General features: G+C 68.3%; 2 pseudogenes. Both read right to left on the bottom strand.

Annotation, left to right across the window (positions count from 1 at the left end):
• Positions 1-383, bottom strand: a pseudogene (locus BN903_RS04530) (TrmB family transcriptional regulator); the annotation flags it as partial.
• Between the two features lie 75 nt (positions 384-458).
• Positions 459-1,043: pseudogene (locus tag BN903_RS04525) on the bottom strand (sulfatase/phosphatase domain-containing protein); the annotation flags it as partial.
• Positions 1,044-1,073 lie beyond the last annotated feature (30 nt).

Here is a 1,073-nt window from a genome sequence, read left to right as displayed (position 1 = left end):
CGAACGTGCGGGCCGCTTCGAGGACCGTGTCGAACCGCTTGACGATGCTGACCGTCTGGGTGTCCAGCGTCGGCCGCTCGTAGCGCTCCTCGATCTCCGCGGCGGCCGATTCGAGCGCGCTCGCGCGGTCCGTGAGCCCCGAGACGATGGTCTCGGGGTCGGTCGCGCGCGCCTGAAAACGTCTCCTGTTCGTACAGCTCCACGTACCCGAAGTCGTCGAGGTCGCGAAGGACGTCGTAGATCCGCGCGTCGGGCACGTCGCTGGCCTGCGCGACTTCGGTCGCCGACGCCGTCCCCAGTTCGAGGAGCGTGACGTACGCGTTCGCCTGATAGTAAGAGAGGTCCGCGGCCTGGAGCGTCTCCAGGAGTTCCTCGGTGTCCATGACGATCGATTAACTACCTCTGTGTATAAAAATCATCGAGACGGATCTGGGGAGGAACGGACGCCGTCCGGCCCGTCACTCCACGTCGGGGTACGGGACCGGCCCGTCGAGGAGCGGGTCGTCGGTCGATTCCATCCACGCCTCCAGTTCGTCGCGGAGCCGGTCGAGCGCGTCGACGTGGGCGGGGTCCGGGTCGCTCGCCTCCGCCGCCGTCTCGAACGGCTTCTTGTCGGAAGCGAGGTTCTCCGACTCGTGCGGGTCGGCTTCGAGGTCGTACAGCTCCTCGGCCGGGCGCTGCGGGACGTGGAACTCCTCGTGGACCTCGCGGCCCGAGGCCGTGGGGGTGACGTCCATCGGGACGAACACCTCGGGGAGCACGGAGAAATTGCGGACGTACTTGTACCGCTCCGTCCGGATCGCGCGGATCGGGTTGTACCGGTCGTGCCACGTCATCTCGGCGAAGATCCGGTCGCGGCCGTCGTGGGAGTCACCGCGGAGCAGCGGCGCGAACGACTCGCCGGAGACCCCCGTCGGCGGGTCGATCCCGAGCAGGTCCAGCATCGTCGGCGTGAAGTCGACGTTGGTGACCAGGTCGTCGTGGACCTCGCCGCCCTCGACCACGCCCGGCCGGTGGATCAGGAGCGCGGTCCCGATCCCCGGGTCGTAACAGGTGCCCTTCGCTCGGGGGAG

This window comes from Halorubrum sp. AJ67 (assembly GCF_000513435.1).
Note: the sequence above shows the minus strand (reverse complement) of the source record. Positions and strands in the feature narration are given on the sequence as shown.